The sequence below is a fragment of the Pantoea sp. CCBC3-3-1 genome (assembly GCF_007981265.1).
Classification (GTDB): Bacteria; Pseudomonadota; Gammaproteobacteria; order Enterobacterales; family Enterobacteriaceae; genus Erwinia.
Window position 1 is genome coordinate 4,528,918 of the sequence record NZ_CP034363.1, and the last position, 12,599, is coordinate 4,541,516.

The 12,599-nt window shown below is 54.4% G+C and carries 13 protein-coding genes; 3 read left to right on the forward strand and 10 right to left on the reverse strand.

The annotated features are described in order from the left end of the window. Positions 1 to 131 precede the first annotated feature (131 nt). Complete coding sequence (fkpA, locus tag EHV07_RS21280) at positions 132 to 974, reverse strand: FKBP-type peptidyl-prolyl cis-trans isomerase (protein ID WP_147200094.1); 843 nt, start codon at positions 972 to 974, stop codon at positions 132 to 134. A 288-nt stretch (positions 975 to 1,262) separates the two neighbouring features. Between fkpA and EHV07_RS21285 the strand changes: the two genes are divergently transcribed. Beyond that, complete coding sequence (locus EHV07_RS21285; protein WP_147200095.1) at positions 1,263 to 1,481, forward strand: protein SlyX; 219 nt, start codon at positions 1,263 to 1,265, stop codon at positions 1,479 to 1,481. A 61-nt stretch (positions 1,482 to 1,542) separates the two neighbouring features. Here EHV07_RS21285 and slyD read toward each other — a convergent pair whose 3' ends face one another. The 4 genes from slyD to kefG form a co-directional block, all read right to left on the reverse strand. Beyond that, positions 1,543 to 2,091: a peptidylprolyl isomerase gene (gene slyD, locus EHV07_RS21290; RefSeq protein WP_147200096.1), complete on the reverse strand. Its 549-nt coding sequence runs from the start codon at positions 2,089 to 2,091 to the stop codon at positions 1,543 to 1,545. A gap of 139 nt (positions 2,092 to 2,230) precedes the next feature. Beyond that, entirely contained in the window at positions 2,231 to 2,425 is a 195-nt protein-coding gene (locus EHV07_RS21295) for a YheV family putative zinc ribbon protein (RefSeq protein ID WP_147200097.1), read from the reverse strand. A 12-nt stretch (positions 2,426 to 2,437) separates the two neighbouring features. Beyond that, complete coding sequence (kefB, locus tag EHV07_RS21300; protein ID WP_147200098.1) at positions 2,438 to 4,243, reverse strand: glutathione-regulated potassium-efflux system protein KefB; 1,806 nt, start codon at positions 4,241 to 4,243, stop codon at positions 2,438 to 2,440. Beyond that, on the reverse strand, positions 4,243 to 4,794 hold the full coding sequence (gene kefG / locus EHV07_RS21305; RefSeq protein WP_147200692.1) for a glutathione-regulated potassium-efflux system ancillary protein KefG: 552 nt from the start codon (positions 4,792 to 4,794) through the stop codon (positions 4,243 to 4,245). Before kefG ends, kefB begins: the two co-directional genes overlap by 1 nt. A 125-nt stretch (positions 4,795 to 4,919) precedes the next feature. Between kefG and EHV07_RS21310 the strand changes: the two genes are divergently transcribed. Continuing rightward, positions 4,920 to 6,821, forward strand: a complete 1,902-nt coding sequence (locus EHV07_RS21310) for an ABC transporter ATP-binding protein (protein ID WP_147200099.1) — start codon at positions 4,920 to 4,922, stop codon at positions 6,819 to 6,821. Positions 6,822 to 6,844: 23 nt separating this feature from the next. Here EHV07_RS21310 and EHV07_RS21315 read toward each other — a convergent pair whose 3' ends face one another. Together EHV07_RS21315 and prs are read right to left on the reverse strand one after the other, a co-directional pair. After that, entirely contained in the window at positions 6,845 to 8,329 is a 1,485-nt protein-coding gene (locus EHV07_RS21315; protein WP_147200100.1) for a nicotinate phosphoribosyltransferase, read from the reverse strand. Beyond that, a complete protein-coding gene (gene prs, locus EHV07_RS21320) occupies positions 8,319 to 9,200 on the reverse strand; it encodes a ribose-phosphate diphosphokinase (RefSeq protein WP_147200101.1) in 882 nt (293 codons plus the stop codon). Before prs ends, EHV07_RS21315 begins: the two co-directional genes overlap by 11 nt. Positions 9,201 to 9,416: 216 nt before the next feature. On the opposite strand from prs, the gene EHV07_RS21325 reads away from it, so the two are divergent. After that, complete coding sequence (locus EHV07_RS21325) at positions 9,417 to 10,139, forward strand: NUDIX domain-containing protein (RefSeq protein ID WP_147200102.1); 723 nt, start codon at positions 9,417 to 9,419, stop codon at positions 10,137 to 10,139. A 9-nt stretch (positions 10,140 to 10,148) separates the two neighbouring features. Here EHV07_RS21325 and tauD read toward each other — a convergent pair whose 3' ends face one another. From tauD to tauB, 3 genes are read right to left on the reverse strand one after another with little or no spacing between them, the layout of a single operon-like run. Further along, positions 10,149 to 11,006 carry a taurine dioxygenase gene (tauD, locus tag EHV07_RS21330; protein WP_147200103.1) on the reverse strand — a complete coding sequence of 286 codons (858 nt, stop codon included), beginning with the start codon at positions 11,004 to 11,006 and terminating at the stop codon, positions 10,149 to 10,151. Beyond that, a complete protein-coding gene (tauC, locus tag EHV07_RS21335; protein WP_147200104.1) occupies positions 11,003 to 11,833 on the reverse strand; it encodes a taurine ABC transporter permease TauC in 831 nt (276 codons plus the stop codon). The genes tauD and tauC overlap by 4 nt, the downstream gene beginning before the upstream one ends. Continuing rightward, positions 11,830 to 12,597: a taurine ABC transporter ATP-binding subunit gene (tauB, locus tag EHV07_RS21340; RefSeq protein ID WP_147200105.1), complete on the reverse strand. Its 768-nt coding sequence runs from the start codon at positions 12,595 to 12,597 to the stop codon at positions 11,830 to 11,832. Before tauB ends, tauC begins: the two co-directional genes overlap by 4 nt. Positions 12,598 to 12,599 lie beyond the last annotated feature (2 nt).

Genomic DNA, 12,599 nt, shown 5'->3' on the forward strand with positions numbered 1-12,599 from the left:
ATACGGCGATCAGTTTAACAAAAACCAGAAACATCTGTCCTGACCTTTGTCATGAAATCTGTAGGGGATTAGAAAAAGCGGGAGGAAGGTCAGAAAAAAGCGCCGCCACAGCGAGTGTGACGGCGACAGAATTACTTAGCGGGTGCTGCAGCCGGTGCTTCGGCAGGCGCTGGCGTATTGGCATCTGCTTTAGCCGCTGGCTTGATATCCAGCAGCTCCACATCAAATACCAGCGTGGAGTTAGCCGGGATACCAGGCACGCCATTTTTGCCGTAAGCCAACTGTGGTGGAATAACCAGCTTGATCTTACCGCCTTTCTTCACGTGCTTCAGACCTTCAGTCCAGCCTGGGATGACGCCATCCAGACGGAAAGAAAGCGGCTCGCCACGAGTATAAGAGTTATCGAACTCCGTACCGTCGATCAGCGTCCCTTTATAGTTCACGACAACGGTATCGCTGTCTGTAGGCGTAGCGCCATTACCTTCTTTCTCTACCTGATAAAGCAGGCCAGATTCGGTTTTCTTCACGCCTTTTTCTTTGGCGAATTTAGCGGTAAAAGCATCACCTTTTTCGGTGTTCTCTTTCGCGTCTTTTTCCATTTTCGCCTGGGCTGCGCCTTTCACGCGGCCTTCAAACGCTTGCAGGGTCTGTTCAATTTCCTGGTCAGACAGCTTGCTTTTACCTGCAAAAGCATCCTGAACGCCGGAGATCAGCTGCTGTTTGTCCAGCGCAATGCCCAGTTTCTCCTGCTCTTTCAGGGAGTTTTCCATATAACGGCCAAGCGAAGCGCCCAGCGCGTAAGCAGACTGCTGATCGTCAGTTTTAAATGCGGCATTCTTTGGTGCCTGAGCCGGCGCCTGCTGTGGCGCGGCGGCCGGAGCAGCGGCCGTCGTTTCGGCTGCCATTGTCAGAGGTGCGTTCAGCGCAACGGCCATGGTGGTGGCTAACAGTGTGACTTTAAACAGTGATTTCATCCATTTCTCCAAAACCGAAGCCTCTCACCTCGGAAATCGTTTACAGACCAGAGTCCGTACTATAAAACCGTGCGCGAGAAAAGTACCTAATCCCGCAATGAAAACTAAGTTAACTTCCGACCTCTCGTCCTTCCGAAAGTTTCACCACTGAGATGCAGACTGGAAAGCATTTTTTCAACCGCAGCCGGGAAATTAATATGACTATGCCTGTTTCAGTGGTGTTTTTCCCGTTAGAATCAGAGGAATCCGGCCATTATAGCGGCTTGCACGGCCATAAGAGGTAAACGTATGCAACAAGCCTTGTTTGAACAGCGAATGGAGATGCTGGAAAGCCGACTGGCTTTTCAGGAACATACCATTGAAGAGCTAAACCAAACGGTGGTTCATCATGAACTGGAGATGGGACGCCTGCGTGAACAGATGCGTCTGCTGACCGATAAACTGAAGTCGGCTGCGCCATCGATGATCGCTTCCCAGTCGGAAGAGACGCCGCCGCCGCATTACTGAGTGTTTATCTCAGAAACAAAAAGGCCACCTGTCAAGGTGGCCTTAAATATTTCATTGAAGCTTAGTGGCTGCAGCCACAACCGCCGGTACCGCAACCGCCTTTACCATGATCGTGGTCGTGATCGTGGTCATGGTGATGGTCGTGCTCGCCGTGAACGTGGCCATGAGCCAGCTCTTCTTCAGTGGCTTCACGAACCGCTACCACTTCAACGTTGAAGTTCAGGTTTTGACCCGCCAGCATGTGGTTGCCATCAACCACGACGTGATCGTCTTCCACTTCAGTGATTTCGACCGGAACCGGGCCCTGATCGGTTTCTGCCAGGAAGCGCATGCCAACCTGCAGTTCGTCAACGCCCATGAATACGTCTTTCGGTACGCGCTGCACCAGATTGTCGTCATACTGGCCGTAGGCGTCGTCAGCTGAGATGTTCACTTCGAACTTGTCGCCGGCTTCGTGATTTTCCAGCGCTTTTTCCAGACCAGAAATCAGGGAACCATGACCGTGCAGATAGTCCAACGGTGCGGTCACCGGAGACTCATCAACCAACACGCCGTCTTCTGTACGTACCTGGTATGCCAGGCTGACCACCAGGTCTTTTGCTACTTTCATGATTACTCCTAACCGTTTGAGAGCTTTGAGCCCTTATTTCACTGACCATTTGCCAGTGCGAAAGGCTCTAAATTGCGTCGATTGTAATGAATTTCAACGCCGCTGTACGATACAGCTTAAAAAAAGCTGAGCGATAACGCTACTCAGGATGAAAAATTCCGATCACTTGCTCGTTAGTGCGAACCTCATCACGAACGTGTTTATCCGCTTCGCGCATCTGATGGCCGCACTTAACACACTCTACAACATCGATATTATTCTCTTTCCACAGCGCCAGTGTATCTTTCGCCTGACATTTTGGACAGGTTGCGCCGGCAATAAATCTTTTACGCATAATGTTCCCGCTTTATTCAAATTCATCCCAACCGTCAATCTGACGCTTCTCATGCTGCATCTCGGCCTGGAAAATGTCTTCCAGCTCGCGCCGGGCTTCTTTCACACGTGAAATTTGCTGGCTGTCTGCATGATTCGGCATCAGCTCGCGCAGCATCCGCATATCCAGACGACGGAAATGCTGCTGGGCTCTGAATGCCTGATGAGGATGCATACCCAGCGTCATCAGCGTTTTGCGACCCAGTTCCAGCGCACTGGAGAAAGTTTCACGCGAGAACTGGGTAACGCCCGCCTGAATAAGTTCATGCGCTTCCACACGTCCCCGCGCTCTTGCCAGTATCTGCAAATGCGGGAAATGGTGCTGGCAAAGCCTGACGATTACCATCGCATCTTCCGGGCCGTTGCAGGTTATCACTATCGACTGCGCCGTTTCCGCCCCGGCCGCACGCAGCAGCTCCAGTTCGGTTGCATCCCCATAGTATACTTTGTAACCGTAATTGCGCATCAGGCTGACCGCACTGATATCTCGCTCCAGCACGGTAATGCGCTTTTCATTGGCCATCAGCAGACGGGCTACTACCTGACCAAAGCGGCCGAAACCGACCACGATGACTTCAGGCTTATCATCTTCGACAAACGGTTTTTCGTCGCTATCGTCGCCATCGTTAAAGCGTTTTTCCAGAATTTTATCCACGCCCTGCATCAACAGCGGCGTGGTCATCATCGACAGCGTGACCGTCACCAGCAGTAGCGGCATCTGATCGCCACTGAACAGCCTGGCCGACGAAGCCGCAGAAAAGAGCACAAAAGCAAATTCACCGCCCTGACTCAGCACCGCCGAAAATTGCAGTCGCTCAGAGCTGCGCAGACCGAAAATGCGAGAAAGCAGATAGAGCATGCCCGCTTTCACCGCCACCAGCACAATCACCCCTGCCAGAATCTCGAGGATATGGGTATAAAGCACGCCTAAGTTGAGCGCCATCCCTACGGAGATGAAAAACAGCCCAAGCAACAGGCCTTTGAACGGTTCGATGGCCACTTCCAGCTCGTGGCGATATTCACTTTCTGCCAGCAGAATACCGGCGATAAACGTGCCCAGCGCCATCGACAGGCCGAGTGCATCCATAAACAGTGCAGAACCCAGCACCAGCAGCAGTGATGCTGCGGTAAAGACTTCGCGCACGCCGGAAGCGGCGATATAGCGGAAAATCGGCCTGAGCAGATAGCGGCCACCAATCAGCATGCCTGCAAACGCCAGCACCTTTAAGCCCACTTTCATCCAGTCGGTATGGCCACTGTCGCCGCCCGCCAGTAGCGGCACCAGCGCCAGCGCCGGGATAACGGCCAAATCCTGGAACAGCAGCACTGAAAAGCCGAGCTGTCCGGACTCGTTGCGCTTCATACCTTTGTCGCTCATCAACTGAAGCGCCATTGCGGTTGAAGACATCGCCAGGCCAAGGCCGCCGATGATCGCCGCCTGCCAGGAGAAATCGGTTAGCCAGAGCAGGCCACCCAAAATCGCCGCACTAAAAATCACCTGTGCCGCGCCCACGCCAAAGATAGAGCGGCGCAGCTCCCAGAGCTTTGAAGGATTCAGTTCCAGCCCGATGATAAACATCAGGAACACCACGCCCAGTTCAGAGAAATGCAGGATCTCTTCTACGTCGCTGATAAAGCCCAGCCCCCAGGGGCCAATGGCGATACCGGCCAGCAGATAGCCCAGCACTGCGCCAATGCCGAGACGGGCGGCGATCGGTACAGCAATAACCGCAGCAAAAAGATAGACCACGCCAGCCGTAAGCAGGGTTTGTCCTTCCATTAAGTGCCTCCATAAGGCAAAGGCGACGTCAGCCAGTCGCTGTAGGCTCGCGCATAGTTTTTCATGACTGCTGGCGTCTGCCGCCGCGCCCAGTAAATAATCATCGGCGTCAGCCAGTGCATACTGCACATCTGCGCGGTCAGTTCGAATGGCCGCATAATGTCTGACATCGGATAGCGGTTAAGCCCTTCCTGATGGTAAGCCGCTTCTGGCTCGCCGGTGGTGATCACGCTGCGCCAGTATTTTCCTTCCAGCACGTTACCGCCAGGACCACTGGCAAAACCGCGCGACAGCACGCGATCCAGCCACTCCTTCAGCAATGCCGGACAGCTGTAGGTATACAGCGGATGCTGGAACACAATAATCTCATGCTCGCGCAGCAGCTGTTGTTCGTAATGAATATCAATAAAAAAGTCGGGATAGTGCGCATACAGGTCGTGCACCGTCACGTTTGGCAGGTCTTTTGCCGGCTGCAACAACACCCGATTGGCAATCGAGTCTTGTGATTCCGGGTGGGCGTAAAGCAGCAAAACTTTGGGCGGCTGCGACATCATTCCCCTCCAAATCGTCGTCACGGCGGGGAAATTCCGCTACCATGCTCGACGCAACGGAATTCTGGATTCCGAAAAGCAATTATGATGACTTAATTTAACATATTCTGACTATTACGGCGCTTATGATTGTCTTCTCTTCTTTACAAATACGACGCGGTGTCCGCGTACTGCTGGATAATGCCACCGCCACCATTAACCCCGGGCAAAAAGTGGGTCTGGTGGGGAAAAACGGCTGCGGTAAATCCACGCTGCTGTCGCTGCTTAAGAACGAGATAAGCGCCGATGGCGGCAGTGCCACCTGGCCAGGCAACTGGTCGCTGGCCTGGGTCAACCAGGAGACGCCCGCGCTTGCGGTGCCGGCTATCGATTATGTTATCGACGGCGATCGCGAATTCCGCCAGCTTGAAGCCGAACTGGCCAGAGCGAACGAAATCAACGACGGCCACGCCATCGCCACGCTGCACGGCAAGCTGGATGCGATTCAGGCATGGACAATACAGCCACGCGCGGCCAGCCTGCTTAACGGTTTGGGCTTTTCTCAGGAGCAGCTACAGCGCCCGGTGAGCGATTTCTCCGGCGGCTGGCGCATGCGTCTGAATCTGGCGCAGGCGCTGCTTTGTCGTTCAGACCTGCTGCTGCTTGATGAACCGACTAACCACCTGGATTTGGATGCGGTCATCTGGCTGGAGCGCTGGTTGAAAAGCTATCAGGGCACGCTGATCCTGATTTCCCATGACCGTGACTTCCTCGATCCGGTGGTGGATAAAATTCTGCATATCGAACAGCAGTCGATGTTTGAATACACCGGCAACTACAGCTCATTCGAAATCCAGCGCGCCACCAAGCTTGCCCAGCAGCAGTCCATGTTCGAAAACCAGCAGCAAAAAGTGGCACATCTGCAAAGCTTTATCGACCGGTTCAAGGCCAAGGCCAGCAAAGCCAAACAGGCGCAGAGTCGCATTAAGATGCTGGAGCGCATGGAAATGATCGCGCCAGCACACGTCGATAACCCGTTTACCTTCAGCTTCCGCGAACCGGAAAGCTTGCCCAATCCACTGCTGAAAATGGAGAAGGTCAGTGCCGGCTACGGCGATCGCATTATCTTAAACTCCATCAAACTGAACCTGGTTCCCGGTTCGCGCATTGGTCTGCTCGGGCGCAACGGCGCGGGCAAATCGACGCTGATTAAGCTGCTGGCGGGTGAGCTTACGCCTCTGAGCGGCGATATTGGCCTGGCGAAAGGCATCAAACTTGGCTACTTCGCTCAGCACCAGCTGGAGTTTTTACGCGCGGATGAATCACCCCTGCAACATCTGGTTCGTCTGGCACCCAAGGTACTTGAGCAGCAGCTGCGGGACTATCTGGGCGGCTTTGGCTTCCAGGGCGATAAGGTCACGGAAAACACCGAACGTTTCTCGGGCGGCGAAAAAGCGCGGCTGGTGCTGGCATTAATCGTCTGGCAGCGCCCTAACCTGCTGCTGCTTGATGAACCGACCAACCACCTCGATCTCGACATGCGCCAGGCACTGACCGAAGCGCTGATTGATTTTGAAGGCGCGCTGGTGGTGGTGTCGCACGATCGCCATCTGATTCGCTCGACGACCGACGACCTCTATCTGGTTCACGACGGCAAAGTCGAAGCCTTTGACGGCGATCTGGAAGATTACCAGCAGTGGCTGAGCGATCTGCAAAAGCAAACCGCGGTGACCACAGAACCCAAACAGGACAACACCAACAGCGCTCAGGCGAAAAAAGATCAGAAACGGCGCGAAGCGGAGCTGCGTACCCAGACTCAGCCACTGCGCAAGCAGATTGAAAAGCTGGAAAAGCAGATGGAGAAGCTGAACGCACAGCTTGCCGAGGCTGAAGCAAAACTGGGTGATACGGCAATTTACGAACAGAGCCGCAAGGCCGATCTCACTGCCGCATTAAAACAGCAGGCGGAAGCGAAGTCCGCGCTGGAAGAGTGTGAGATGGCATGGCTCGACGCGCAGGAACAGTTAGAGGCAATGCTGGCTCCCTGAGCCAGCACGTTACATCCCCATGTTTACGCTGCTAACCGCTGGCGCAGCACCGACAGATCTTCTACGTTCATGAGTTTGCCATTCAGAAAGCGGGTTTTCAGCTCTCCACCTTTCTCCTGCGCCCAGCTCTGCTGATCCAAAAGGTAATATTCGCCCGCCTCGTTCCGCTCCACCCGCAGTAAACCTTTCGCTGATTTTTTCAGGCCGCTGTCGGTTTTAGGCTGCTTGAAGATTGCCCGGCCAACACCGTTTACCTCTCCCCATGTGGCTTTCATAGCAAAGCCGAAGGTATCGCGGGTATTGTACTGATAGGTGTATGAACCTACGCCGAAAACCACATTGCTGCTGGCAAAGCCTTTTGCTTCCAGGCGGCTGAGGATCTGGTTCGCCCGCTCAAGGGTAATAGAATCGCCATAAATCAGACCGACATGGGGATCGAGCACCTTATAGCCCCTGGCATTTACCGTCCCCCCGAAGATATCCCAGAGGACTTCCACCGAGCCTTTTTGTTCTGGCGTCCGTGACGGATGCCGATCGCTATCGTCCCCCGTGCCGCACAGAATTTCTACCGGATCGCCGCTGTCTGGCCGGAATACCAGCCGACCTTCCCGCGCCATAATTTCGCTTTTTAACTCGCGACTGTATTCGGTCAGTACTTTCCAGTAATCCCAGGTATCGGAAACCACGGAAACAAAACCCTGGGGATACAGCTCGGTTAGCAAACGGCGAAACGTGGCGATTTCTCCCTGCTCTTCGCCCATACACATCACGCTATGCTCAGTCGCCGGGATAGTACCCGCAATAAAGTAATCCTCCGCTGGCGTGTAATACTGGCGGGCATAGAGAATTGAAGGAATGCTGTCGGTGCCGGTAAAACTTAACAGGTGTCCCATGCCTGACTGAGCGGCATCATGCAATCCCGACATCCCGCGGAAGGAAAAATCGTGACACTGGAAATCAATATGCTGACCATCGTCGCACGTCTGTTCAGCCCAGCGCTGGCAAATCTGGCGATAGTGATGCGCCACCGTTGCATTGGTTGAGGACTTCCACAGCTCTGCCGACATGACGCTTTCGAGATAATTTACCAGCCAGAAAAATTCATCCAGGGTATTGGTGATGGTTAACACCGGAATTTTCATTGGGACTTTACTGCCTTCATCCAAACTTTTGATTTCCAGTGGCAAATAGCCAAGACGGTGCAGCGCACGAATATGTTCCACGCTGACCGCTCCCTTACCGAGATAGCTATCCATTAGCTGCTGGTAGTCGTCTACAACCTGATGCTCTGGCTGAGCGAAAAACTTCTCATTGAAGAGATCCACCATAAACCACTGTAAAAAGCCCTGCAGGCCAAAAAATACCAGCCGGTCGTCCGCAATGGGTGAGGAGAAGTAGCGATTTCCGCGCGGCGTGAAATTGGAATAAACCCGGTTAGTTCCCTGCGGGTACTGTTCACGGTGGGACGTTTTGTAACCGTCGATAGCTAAAATGGGATTAAATTGCATGGGCAGCTCCTTTGCTTTTACTGCGAAAAATAGTCTCAGTATCGATAATCTCAACGCGCTGAGAGGCAACAGAAGGATCGGCGATGGAATCAGTGGTCCAGATAAAATCAATGCCCTGCGTCAAAAGATGATCGACCCCTTTACTGAACAGGCCATGCGTCACGTATAAGCTGACAGAACGGGCGCCTGCCTGACGCAGAACGGCGGCCGAGCCGATAAACGTACCGCCCGCATCGCAAAGGTCGTCGACAATCAGGACGTCTCTGCCCGCGACGTTACCTTTCAGCAGTTCGAAACCGCTAAGCGCTCCGCTGGCAAGATCGCGATGTTTACCAAGAATGCCGTACTCGCTGGCGCCAATATGTCGGGCCAGCAAATCTGTTTTTTTCAGTGCGCCGGCATCCGGTGCCATCAGCATCAGCCCATCACCTAATTTTTGGCTCAGATTATCGCTGTGTTGCAGACACTGGTGCTGTGGAACCACCGATAAGTTATTTACCACGCCTGCAACAACGTCGCTGTGCGGATCGAGCACCGTCACCCGATCGAAGCGTAGTTGATTAAGGAAACCGGCAAAGACCTTCAGGGCAAAACTGTCGCCATCACGCATGCTGCGATCCTGCCGGGCATAGGGTAGCCAGGGCAGCTCTAACGTTGTCAGCCGCAGGGTATAACGCTGGCGAACGGCATCCATCACCTGCGCCAGCAGCATAAGATCGTTCATATTACGCATCGCTGTCGCACGCAGCGTCAGCGTTTCTGCCTGCTGACGCAGCGGAGGCAGCAACCGCGCCCATACTGCCCCATCAGGAAAACGACCGGTTTCCAGCGCGGCGTTCTCGCCATCTAAAGTAAGTTGCAGTTTCATCATCACCGATTCCTTATTGCCATCATTAAATGTCACAGGGACATTTATATAATTGTCCATGAGACACTTATTGGCAAGCGGTAAATTTTTGGCCGCGTAAAAAGAAGACTAAGCTTTTGATTTATCTCTTATAAAAAATTTTCACTGCGCGGAGTCATCTTGAAAGGAACGGTGCCTGCTGCTAATGTGTCTGTGCGACACTTCTTACAGGTAACCCTAATGAGTTCAGAAGAAAGCTATCTGGCAAACTACGATGCCTCGCGTTATCCGACGCCGATTGTCACCGTCGACAGCGTGCTCTTTACCCTCTATCACCAGCAGCTTTGCGTTTTACTGGTGAAGCGCGCCAATCATCCCCATCTGGGGCGCTGGGGATTACCCGGAGGGTTTATCGACTTGCAGCACGATGATTCCGTCAAAGCGACGGCAATGAGAAAATTGCAGGAAAAAACCGGAGTGACACCGCCGTGGCTGGAACAGCTGGAGACCTTTTCAGGCGCTCAGCGCGATCCGCGCGGCTGGAGTCTGACAACAGCATGGTATGCGCTGATCGCCGCCGAAAGCTGCCATGTGCAGAGTGAAGATGTGAGCGATGTTCAGTGGCAGCCAGTAGCAGAACTTCATCAGCGTAACGATCTGGCTTTCGATCACCCGCAAATCATTGCTACGGCTTTACAACGACTGCGGCAGAAGACGCTCTATTCCCTGTTGCCAGTTTATTGCCTGCCCACGGCATTTACCCTGACCCAGTTGCAGGAAGTGACCGAAACCATTCTGGGCAGGCCGATACAGCGTAAGAGTTTGATCCGCCGCTTCGACGCGGCCGATATGTTTGAAGAGACCGGCGACAGCGTGGCCACCGGTGCGCGTAAGGCAAAGCTGTATCGATTAAAAGCGGGTGCCGATATTCGCAATTTCTCGCGCAACTTAATGACCGACTGAGGCTTAACGCTACGCCTCATTCGCCCGATAAAACGGCTTATCACCCAAAATCGTGGCACGATGCATAATCCGCCGCGCGGGCAGATAATCCGCGTTGGCGTAATGCTGTGTTACCCGGTTGTCCCAGATAGCAACGTCGTTTTCCTGCCAGCGCCAGCGTACCTGAAACTCGGGTTTGGTGATGTGGGCAAACAGGAAAGTGAGCAGCGCGTCGCTTTCCTTCTGGCTGAGGTCGACAATGCGTGTGGTAAAACCTTCGTTAACAAACAGCGCCTGCTTGCCGCTGACCGGATGCGTGCGAATGACCGGGTGCTGCAACGGCGGATTTTTCTCTACCGCCAGCTTCCAGCGCGCGTGCTCCTCTTCACTTTTTCGATACTTAAATTCCTGAAACGATTTGGTGAAGTCATGCTCGGCCTGCAAACCATTCAGCAGCACTTTAAAAGGGGCTGACAGCGCCTCGTAAGCCGCAATGCCACTGGCCCATAAGGTGTCACCGCCCGTCTCGGGCAGCTGTTTTGCCGCCAGAATTGCGCCAGCAGGCGGGGTGTCGATAAAAGTCACATCGGTATGCCAGTTATCATTGTCTGGCGGATTATCGTCATGCGTATCCAGTACGATAATTTCTTCCACATCTGGCGCATGCGGGTAAACCGGATGAATATGCAAATCGCCAAAACGCGCGGCCAGAGCGCGCTGTTGCTGAGGCGTCAGCGGCTGATTACGGAAAAACAGCACCTGATTGCGGATCAGCGCATGATAAAGCTGCTCAAACTGGGCGTCGCTCAGCGGGCGGCTGAGGTCGACATCGGAAACCTGAGCACCGATGTACGGTCCCAGCGCTTTGATAGTCAGACGTTCGTTCATGATTGTACTCCATGCCAGGGGGTTAAGCGGCGCTGCAAGGCTCGCAGCCCCAGCTCAAGGGTAAAGGCGATCAGGGCGATAACCGCAATGCCGGCCAGCACGACATCCGTGGCGAGGAACTCCCCGGCAGACTGCACCATAAAGCCCAAACCACGCGTTGCGGCGATCAGCTCGGCAGCGACCAGCGTTGACCAGCCGACGCCAAGACCAATGCGCAACCCGGTCAGGATTTCCGGCAGCGCGCCGGGTAAAACGACGTACCACAGCACCTGCCAGCGATTCGCACCCAGCGATCGCGCCGCTCTCAGCCTGACCTGCTGAGCGCTTTTCACGCCGGCCAGCGCCGACATGGCAACCGGGGCAAAAATGGCCAGGTAAATCAGTAAAATTTTTGACGTCTCGCCGATGCCAAACCAGATCACCATCAGCGGCAAATAGGCCAGCGGCGGCACCGGACGGTAAAGTTCAATCAGCGGATCAAGAATGCCGCGAGCGGTTTCGTTCAGCCCCATCAGGATGCCAACGGGCACGCCAATCAGCACGGCTGCCAGCAGCGCAATCACAATTCGGGTCAGGCTCGCCGCGAGATGCTGCCACAGGGTCGCGTCCATAAAACCCTGTGAACTGGCAATCGTCAGCAGTTGATGAAACACCTGCTGCGGCGCGGGCAGAAACAGCGGCGCAATCAGCTTGAGTGCGGTAACGGCCCACCACAGGGTCAGCAGTGCCAGAATCGTTGCCAGACTCAGCGTAATTTGCCGGTTGAGCGGCCAGCGCCAGCCAGAACGGCGGCGAGCCAACGTTTTTTCGGTCGACAGCAAACTCATGAAAACACCTCACGCTGTTGGAACACCCGGCTCAAGACATATTCACGCCGCTCAATAAAAGCGGGATCGGATTTGATGTTGCGGCACGCCTCGCCCGCCGCGTAGCGACGTCCAAAATCCAGCGGCAGCCGTTCAATTATTTTTCCGGGGCCGGGCGACAGAAGGATCAGCTCGCTGGCAAGAAACACGGCCTCTTCAATATCATGCGTAATCAGCAGCACCTGTTTACCGCTGTCGCGCCACAGATTCAGCAGCAGCTCCTGCATTTGCTCGCGGGTAAAGGCATCCAGCGCGCCAAAAGGTTCATCCAACAGCAGCAGCTGAGGATCGGCTGCCAGTGCACGCGCAATGCCTACCCGCTGACGCATGCCGCCAGAAAGCTGCCAGATAAACTTTTTCCCCGCATCAGGTAACCCAACCTTTTTCAACATTTGCCGGGCGATTTCGCGCCGCTGCTGTTTCTCTACGCCAGCCAGCTGCAAACCGAATGCAACGTTGTCCAGCACGTTGCGCCACGGCAGTAGCCCTTCGTGCTGAAACACGACGCCGCGTTCGGCGCCGGGACCGTTCACCGCTTTCCCGTCCAGCGTGATACTGCCGGATTCCGCAGGCAGAAAACCGGCAATCAGATTCAGCAGCGTAGTCTTGCCGCAGCCTGACGGGCCAAGCACCACCACCAGTTCGCCCTGGTCGATCGATAAATTGATATCTTCAAGCGCAAGATGGCCATCATAGCGAGCCGTGAGATGCGAGACCGAAAGCATAG